The sequence below is a fragment of the uncultured Dialister sp. genome (assembly GCF_900538805.1).
GTDB lineage: Bacteria > Bacillota > Negativicutes > Veillonellales > Dialisteraceae > Dialister.
The window spans coordinates 1-8,536 of record NZ_UPZP01000095.1; the positions used below are offsets into that span (position 1 = coordinate 1).

The following is an 8,536-nucleotide window of genomic DNA, read 5'->3' on the forward strand; positions in this document are numbered from 1 at the left end:
TTATAAAAGTTTCGATGATTTTGAAAGGTGGGATACAATGGGAATCTTTGATATCATTGGACCGGTGATGGTAGGGCCTTCCAGCTCCCACACCGCCGGGGCGGCCAGAATCGGCCAGACCGCCAGGGCCATTCTTGGGGAGCCGGTGAAGGAAGCCAGGATTACGCTTTACGGTTCCTTTGCCAAAACAGGCAAAGGCCATGGCACCGACCGGGCCCTTGCGGCCGGTCTCATGGGCTATGCCCCGGACAGCGGCACCATCCGCGATGCCCTGAACATAGCAAAGGAGAAGGGAATCGATATTTCCTTCTATCTTTCGGAAGAAGATATGGGTCATCCCAATGTGGCCAGGATTGAAGCCTACGGCATCCATGGCGCCCATGTGGTGGTAGTAGGACGATCCCTTGGCGGCGGGCGCATCATGATCACCAGCATTGACGGCTACGACGTGGAAATTACCGGGGAAGAATACACCCTCCTTACCCGTCATAACGATAAGCCCGGCGTGGTGGCCAAAGTCTGTGAAGAACTGGCTAAGGAGCAGATTAATATTTCCACCATGCGCCTCTTCCGCAAGGGCAAGGGACGGGAAGCGGTGATGATTATCCACACCGACCAGCCCGTACCGCCTGCAGTGGCGGAAAAGGTGAAGAATTGCAACGAAAATATTACCTACGTCATGGCTTTGGATATTATTTGAGGAGGGCTTTATGGAATACCATTCAATGAAAGAACTGTTTGCCGTGGCAGACGTGGAAAAATGCTCTCCCGGCATTATTGCCTGCCGCGTGGAAGCGGAGGAAAGCGGGAAAAGCTATGAGGAAATCTGGGCCCGCATGAAATATACCATTCCCATTTTCCGGGAATCCATCCAGAAAGGGCTTTCCGACACCGCCAAATCGGCCAGCGGACTGGTGGGCGGCGATGCCAACCGCCTTTTCACCGGCCATATGCGCTTCCTTTCTCCCGTATGCCAGCGGGCCGCTTCCTATGCCATTGCCACGGCAGAGGCCAATGCGAAAATGTACCGCATCGTGGCCTGCCCTACGGCTGGCTCCTGCGGCATTCTTCCCGCCGTGCTTTCAGCGGTGGCAGAGGAAACGAATGCTTCCATGTATGACATGACCTGCGCTCTCTTTACGGCAGGCGCCATTGGCCGGGTTATTGCAGAAAAGGCATCCATCGCCGGCGCCGTAGGAGGCTGCCAGGCGGAATGCGGCGCAGCCTGCGGCATGGCCGCTGCCGCAGCAGTGGACCTTCTTAAAGGCTCCACCAAACAGATAGGCAATGCCTTTGCCCTGGCCCTGAAAAATATCCTGGGCCTGGTGTGCGACCCCGTAGGGGGACTGGTGGAGGTGCCCTGCGTGAAGCGGAATGCCTTCCACGCAGTCCATGCCCTTCTGGCGGTGGAAATGGCCATGAACGGCATCGAAAGTGTCATCCCTCCCGATGAGGTTATCGAGGCCATGGGAGACGTGGGACGCCGCCTCCCCGTAGAATTAAAAGAAACTAGCCGCGCCGGCCTGGCTGTCACAAAGACAGGCCGCAGGATCAATGATGAAATCCTGAAGAAATCGGCTATGGTGAGATAGCAGGAGTACCTATGCAGCAGGACGGAGTACGTTTTTTAGAAAAAGAAATAACCCATATGAAGGTGGCAGTTATCGGCGATATGATGACTGACCGCTATATTACAGGCCGGGTGAATAGGATTTCCCCGGAAGCACCGGTGCCGGTAAACCTGGTGGAATCCCAGCGGGAAGTGCCCGGCGGTGCGGCCAACACCGCCGCCAACCTGGCGGCCCTTTCCTGCCAGGTTTATGCCTGCGGCATGAAGGGCAATGACAGCGACGGGGCAGTACTTTCTTCCCTCATGGAACAGGCGGGCATCGACATGTCCGGCATCATCTGTGCCGAGCATTACCACACCACCGCCAAGATACGGATTCTGGGGGCCCGGCAGCAGATGATGCGCCTTGACTACGAAGAGAAAAAGAATCCATCCCCTGAGGAATGCCGCTTCGTGCTGGACTGGCTGGAAAATCTCCTGAGGGAGGGGCTTCGGAGCATCGTCCTTTCCGACTACGGCAAAGGCATGATTACCAATGAACTTTCAAAGAGCGTCATTTCCCTTTCCCAAAAATACAAGGTGCCGGTGCTGGTGGACCCCAAGGGTTCCGACTGGACCAAGTATGACGGTGCCTTTGGCATTACGCCGAACCTGAAGGAGCTGTCCGACTGCCTGGGAAGGGAAATCCCCAATGAAGACGAAGCAGTGGAAAAGGCGGGGAAGGAAGTACGGGAAAGGTATCATTTGACCCATCTTTTTGTCACCCGCTCTGAAAAGGGGATTACCTGTATCAGCGAAAAGGGCGCCATCCACCGGGCTTCTGCCGCCCAGGACGTATTCGACGTATCCGGCGCCGGCGACACGGTGATGGCTGTCACCGCCTCCGCCGTGGCCGCCGGCCTTCCTATGGATACCATTCTGGAACTGGCCAATAAGGCCGCAGGCATTGCGGTTTCCAAAGTAGGCACCTACCAGGTGAAAAGGGCAGAACTCATGGAAGCATGGAACAGGAAAGGGGAAGTGCGCCTTTCCTACCGCCCCCTGACCTGGAAAGAGGCGGAGGACAAAGTGCGCCTCTGGAAGGAAAGGGGAGAAAAGGTGGTTTTCACCAACGGCTGCTTTGACATCCTTCACCGGGGCCATGTGACCTACCTGCAGCAGGCAGCGTCCCTGGGGGACCACCTCATTGTAGGCCTTAACAGTGACGAATCTGTCAAAAAACTGAAAGGACCGGAGCGTCCGGTGAACAGCGAAGAAGACAGGAGCTTCATGCTGGCCTCCCTTCGGAGCGTGGACGAAGTGGTCATCTTTGGCGAAGATACGCCGGAAGAACTGCTGCGTCATCTGAAGCCGGACATCCTGGTCAAAGGCGGCGACTACCAGGTGGAAGAAGTGGCAGGCAGGCAGTATGCTGGCGTTGTGAAAATCCTTCCCTTCGTGGACGGATACTCCACCACCGGTCTCATTCATAAGATTCGCAGGGAATAAGCCATGGAAGAAAAAAATTACCACGTGGATTTCAAAAATAAAACCATCGTCCTCATCTACATGCTCTACTTCGGTGACATGGTTTCCATTTCCCCCTTTCTGGAAGTGCTCCGGCGGGAAGCGAAGGGGTCAAAAATCCTTCTTGTCATGGACGCCCGTTTCCAGGAGTCCGTGAAATATAATCCCAACGTAGATGAAATCATTCCCTTTGACCGTCACGGAAAAGAAAAGGGCATGGCCGCTACCTGGAAACTGGGGAAGAAAATCGGAAAACTTCATCCCGACATCCTCCTCACCCTCCACGGCACCACCAGAAGCACCCTTCTGGCCCTTGCCATGGGGCCGAAGCACTGGGGCGGGGAAGAGGGCACCCGGCTTGACTCCTTCTTCATGGACTGGCCCATGACCATTGAAACCTACAATTCCCACGCCGTGGACAAGTACCTGAAAGTGCTGGAACGGCTGGGGGTAAAAGACCTTCGTCACAGCGGCATGCGTACTTTTACTTCTCCGGAATGGGAAAAGAAGGCAGATGCATTTTATAAATCCCAGGGTGTTTCACCGAAAGACAGGCTGGTGGGCCTTTCCGTAGGAAGCTCCACGGCAGAAAAGAACTGGCCTGCAGAAAAATACGGACAGGTGGCGGACCATTTTGCTGAAAAGGGCCTGATTCCCGTTTTCTTCGGCGTGCCGTCAGAAATCCCACTCATTGAAAAAGCGTTGGGGGCCATGAAATCGAAGCGGTATATCCTGGCTGCAGGAAAACTCTCCATGGGCGAATTCATGGCGGCCGCCGGACGGTGCGCTTTGGCCTTCACCAATGACAGCGGCCCCATGTACGTATTCGACAGCCGAGGCGTACCTACCATCGCCATGTTCGGCCCAAGCAACGCCAAATTCCACCATCCCCTGGGTCCCTGCTCCAGAGCCATCTCCTCCTTCGATATGCCCATGGGACCGGAACATGTGAATAAAACCATAGCCTCCGGAAACTACACCCCCATTTCGGAAATTTCAACGGAAGAAGTCATAGCTGCCGGAGAAGAGGCACTGGAAAAGGCGTCGAAAATGAAATAGTGGGATAGTTCGGCGCTGGGCGGTATTCCCCAAGGGGCCACGCCTTTCGGCGTGGATGGGGGCAGCCTGGCGCTGCCGCACGGGCTGAAGACTGCGTTCGCTCACTCTCAGGGGGGCTTCGGCACTTCATCATGCAGCAATGGAGACATGGAAGCTAATCCCGTAACGCTGACTTCATACTTATCGCCGAAGGCGATACCACACCCTCTGAACCCTTTGAACCTTCTGAACCCTTTGAACCCGTTTTTCGGATATGAATGCTTTCTCCCTGTGGAGAAAGCATTTTTTGTGTGGTATAATCTGTATGCAAATATAAAAATATTTCTATCAATAACATGGAGACTCTATGCATCTTCTTTCTGTATTTCCTGCGCTGCAGGTCAAAGATTATCGTATATTCTGGACCACCCAGTGGATTGCACTTATCGGTTTCTGGCTCCAGCTCACCGCCCAGCAGTGGCTGGTGTACACCATGACGGACTCCGCATTCCTGCTGGGCCTCTTGGCGGCGTGCCAGTTTGCGCCCAGTCTTTTTTTCACCCTTTTTACGGGACTCTGGATTGACAAGCACAATAAACGGAAAATCCTTATGGGAACCCAGTTTTTCTATCTGATTCAGGCATCCCTTCTGGGCCTTCTTCTGTATACGGGCCATGAAACCTACGGCTGGATTCTTTTCTTTGCCTTTTTCATTGGTACCATCGACAGTTTTGATATGCCCGCCCGCATGGCCTTTATGCCGGAGCTGGTGGGGAAGAAAGCGCTGCACAGCGCCATCAGCCTGAACTCCGCCAATTTCAACATCACCCGTATGGTGGGTCCTCTTCTGGCGGCTTTCCTTTTGAAATATCTTTCCTACAGCACCATTTTTTTCATGAATGCCCTGTCCCTGGTTCCTATTATTTTTGCCTACAGCCGCATGAATGTGAATTCGGTCATCACGAAGACCGAAAAACGGCATCCGCTCCTTGAAATCAAGGAAGGGCTGGAACATGCAAAGAATAATCCCGTCATTTACAAGAACCTCATTGCCGCCGGCATTGTGAGCGGGCTGATCCTGAATATGGGGACCTATGGCCCCCTTTTTGCAGACCGGGTGCTCCATCAGGGCATTGATGGCTTTGGCTCCATTCTTTTTGCTGCCGGCGCCGGTTCCATGGTGAGCGGCCTTCTGTCCGGCGCCACCAGCAGGCATCTGTCCAACCGCATGATATTCCGGGCGGCCATTCTCTGCGGCCTCCTCCTCATGGCAGTGAGCTACGTTTCCTGGTTTATCCCGGCCCTCATCCTTTTCGGTCTTCTGGGTTTCTTCGTCATTGCTTTTATTGTGAATTGCAACACAGTCATCCAGATGGCTTCGCCCCGTGAATTCCTGGGCCGCATCATGGGGCTCTATACCTTCGTATTTCTCGGAAGTGCCCCCTTCGGCTCCCTCCTGGTAAGCGCCATTATCGAATGGGTAGGCACATCCTTCGGACTTCTCCTGGTAGGGGTCCTGGAAATCGCACTGCTCGTTCTCTTTGCCCGGCCGGCGGATGAGTAGAGTGTATACTTATTTTCTTGAAATAGTTATAAAATTTTTCTAACGCCGTCTCCTTGCCTTTTAATAAGTTTTCCGCTATACTATAGTCATAGAATTTCAAAAAGGCAAAGGCGCTGATAAAAATCAGTGCCTTTTTGCTTTCAGCGAAGATGCTGCCAAGGGGCAGCATCTTTTTGTTTATCAGGGATTTCATTGATTTCTCATACATCAGGCAGGAAAGTTCCTGCCATTACAGGAGGTGTTGATGATGCGAAAGCCAAAGATCGGGGTTATGCCACTGTGGGACGAAGAAAAGGAAAGCATCTGGATGCTGCCGGGATATATGGATTCCGTTAAAGAAGCCGGCGGTATCCCCGTCATTCTTCCTCTCCATCTGACGGAAGAGGAATTTGGGGAAATCGCAGGGGACTTTGATGGTTTCCTCTTCACCGGCGGCCAGGATATTTCGCCTTCCCTCTACGGTGAAGAAACAAGACCGGTGTGCGGGCCTGTATGCAGCGCCCGGGATGAACTGGAAACCATGGTGTTCCGTTACTGCTGGGACCACGATGTGCCAGCCCTTGGCATCTGCCGGGGTCTGGAACTGATGAATGCCCTCCTGGGAGGCACCCTGTACCAGGACATTACTGCTGAATGTCCCACCCTCCACGCACCGAACCATGTCATGGACTTTGCCTACGACTGGGTGGCCCATTTCAACAGCATCCTCTCCGGCAGTCCTCTCTACGACAGGCTGGGCGTATCCTTCCTTGGTGTCAACTCCCTTCACCATCAGGCAGTGAAGGAACTGGCGGAGCCTCTGAAGCCCATGGCTGTATCGGAAGACGGTCTGGTGGAAGCAGCTTACGCACCGGAAAAGAAATTCCTCTGGGCCGTACAGTGGCATCCGGAATACTCCTATACCTACGACGGGCTGGACATGGCTATCTTCGAAGCCTTCACCGAAGCCGCAGCCAGCGCGTCCGCAGGCCACATATCCCCCTTCCTGCCGCCGGACTACACCACAAAGGATACCTTCCGTCTGGGGTAGGGAAAATGAGAATTGTAAATGATAAATGGTAAATAAAAATGGCGCCTTTGATAAAAGGGCGCCATTTTTAAGAGCTGCCGGAGGCGTCAAAAGGGGATAACCGTGATGGGCTCCTTCCCGCCGACCGGTATTTACTGACATTTTTGTTACTTACGATTCTTACCGAGATCCTTCGCTTGCGCTCAGGATGACGGTGTCCAGCGGGAAGGTAAGTACGTAACGCTGACTTCATGCTCATCGCCCGCAGGGCGATACCACAACCCTCAGCGGCAAAGCCGCTGTCGCCCCTTGAACGAAGCGAACATAACCCTTCTACACAACCTGCGCCGTCAGGCGCGCCCCCTTTTATTTTGCGGCGTAAGCCGCCACTACCACCCTTTGAACCCTCTGAACCTTTTGAACCCTTTCCCTTTGCCACCGGCCGCCAAAGGGGTCCCTTGCATTCCCATTTCCTTTTCCATACAATAAAAGGTACCTGCCCATGGAACAGGTACCTTTTATTGTATGTGAGGTGGATTTATGCGTTCCCAGTCATCACCGGCCTGGAAAGCGCTGCATGAGGCGTTTCCTACGACCATTCCCATATTTGCGGGCTTCTGGTTTATTGCCTTTGCCTATGGCTTTTATATGTATACCCTGGGCTTTTCCTTCTTGTATCCTACCCTGATGGCCATGTTTATCTTTGGCGGTTCCCTGGAGTTTGTGACGGTGTCCATGCTGCTTTCTCCCTTTGCACCCTGGCAGGCGCTGGTGGTGGCTCTTACGGTGCAGGCGCGCCATTTGTTTTACGGTCTGGCCATGCTGGAAAGGTACAGGGGCACCGGCTGGAAGAAGCCTTTTCTTATTTTCTGGATGTGTGATGAAACTTTTGCGCTGAACTATTCTTCCACCATTCCCTACGATGTGGACCGGGGCTGGTATTATTTCTGGGTGTCCTTCCTTGATTATTTTTACTGGGTTTCCGGAGCTTTTATCGGCGGCCTTCTGGGCTCCCTTGTTTCTTTTGATACGAAGGGGCTTTCCTTCGTCATGACCACCATGTTCCTTGTGGTTTTTCTGGAGCAGTGGATGAAGGAAGGAAAGCATTACACCGCCCTCATCGGGCTTTTCGTTTCGGCGGCTTCCCTCTGTTTCTTCGGGGAGGATTCTTTTATCATTCCTGCCATGGCGGGTATGCTTCTGGTGCTTACTGTTTTCAGGAAGCCCATTGAGAAAGCGGGGGGATTTTTATGACTTCCATGCCTTTGTGGCAGCAGATTGCCACTATTGCTCTCTGCGCTTTAGGCACCATGATCACCCGTTTCCTGTCTTTCCTCATTTTCAAGCCGGGAAGCCGTCTTCCGTCCTATGTGAAATACCTGGGAAAGGCGCTGCCCTCCGCGGTCTTTGCTCTGCTGGTGGTGTACTGTCTGAAGGATGTGTCCATCCTTACCGGCAGCCACGGTATTCCGGAGGCCCTGGGCATGGGACTCACCACCATCCTTCATCTGTGGAAGCGTCAGATGCTTCTTTCCATGGCAGGGGGCACGGTGTTTTACATGTTTCTGGTGCAGTATGTTTTCTGAAGAGGAACGGAACGGAAGAGTCATTTATACAGACATAACTTATTTGATAGTTTCTTGTTTCTGGTAAATGGTATGCAAAAAAAGGAGCACCCAAGGTGCTCCTTTTGCTATGGTGACCGGTATGGGATTCGAACCCATACTCTCTGCGCTGAGAACGCAGCGTCTTAACCGTTTGACTAACCGGCCATGTATGACATATTATACATGAACGGTCTCATAAATGCAAGGGCTCCTTTTGGAAGAAGAAAAGATTCGCCCCTTAG

Annotated in this window: 8 protein-coding genes and 1 tRNA gene; 8 read left to right on the forward strand and 1 reads right to left on the reverse strand. The window is 53.2% G+C overall.

Going from position 1 to position 8,536, the window contains the following annotated elements:
* The 8 genes from sdaAB to QZQ29_RS07880 all read left to right on the forward strand — a co-directional run.
* A partial coding sequence (gene sdaAB, locus QZQ29_RS07845; protein ID WP_366663871.1) for an L-serine ammonia-lyase, iron-sulfur-dependent subunit beta occupies positions 1-700 on the forward strand: 700 nt, incomplete at its 5' end.
* 10 nt (positions 701-710) lie between these two features.
* Positions 711-1,592: an L-serine ammonia-lyase, iron-sulfur-dependent, subunit alpha gene (gene sdaAA / locus QZQ29_RS07850; protein ID WP_296962075.1), complete on the forward strand. Its 882-nt coding sequence runs from the start codon at positions 711-713 to the stop codon at positions 1,590-1,592.
* 11 nt (positions 1,593-1,603) lie between these two features.
* The gene (gene rfaE2 / locus QZQ29_RS07855; RefSeq protein WP_296962078.1) at positions 1,604-3,058 is read left to right on the forward strand and encodes a D-glycero-beta-D-manno-heptose 1-phosphate adenylyltransferase; all 1,455 of its coding nucleotides are present in this window, start codon (positions 1,604-1,606) and stop codon (positions 3,056-3,058) included.
* A gap of 3 nt (positions 3,059-3,061) precedes the next feature.
* On the forward strand, positions 3,062-4,135 hold the full coding sequence (locus QZQ29_RS07860; RefSeq protein WP_296962080.1) for a glycosyltransferase family 9 protein: 1,074 nt from the start codon (positions 3,062-3,064) through the stop codon (positions 4,133-4,135).
* A 346-nt stretch (positions 4,136-4,481) separates the two neighbouring features.
* Positions 4,482-5,678, forward strand: coding sequence for an MFS transporter (locus tag QZQ29_RS07865; RefSeq protein WP_296962082.1), 1,197 nt, complete (start codon positions 4,482-4,484; stop codon positions 5,676-5,678).
* Positions 5,679-5,922: 244 nt separating this feature from the next.
* Positions 5,923-6,708, forward strand: a complete 786-nt coding sequence (locus QZQ29_RS07870) for a gamma-glutamyl-gamma-aminobutyrate hydrolase family protein (protein WP_296962084.1) — start codon at positions 5,923-5,925, stop codon at positions 6,706-6,708.
* A gap of 519 nt (positions 6,709-7,227) precedes the next feature.
* On the forward strand, positions 7,228-7,941 hold the full coding sequence (locus QZQ29_RS07875) for an AzlC family ABC transporter permease (protein WP_296962085.1): 714 nt from the start codon (positions 7,228-7,230) through the stop codon (positions 7,939-7,941).
* On the forward strand, positions 7,938-8,273 hold the full coding sequence (locus QZQ29_RS07880; protein WP_296962086.1) for a branched-chain amino acid transporter permease: 336 nt from the start codon (positions 7,938-7,940) through the stop codon (positions 8,271-8,273). Before QZQ29_RS07875 ends, QZQ29_RS07880 begins: the two co-directional genes overlap by 4 nt.
* 110 nt (positions 8,274-8,383) lie before the next feature.
* Here QZQ29_RS07880 and QZQ29_RS07885 read toward each other — a convergent pair.
* Positions 8,384-8,459, reverse strand: a tRNA-Glu gene (locus tag QZQ29_RS07885).
* Positions 8,460-8,536 lie beyond the last annotated feature (77 nt).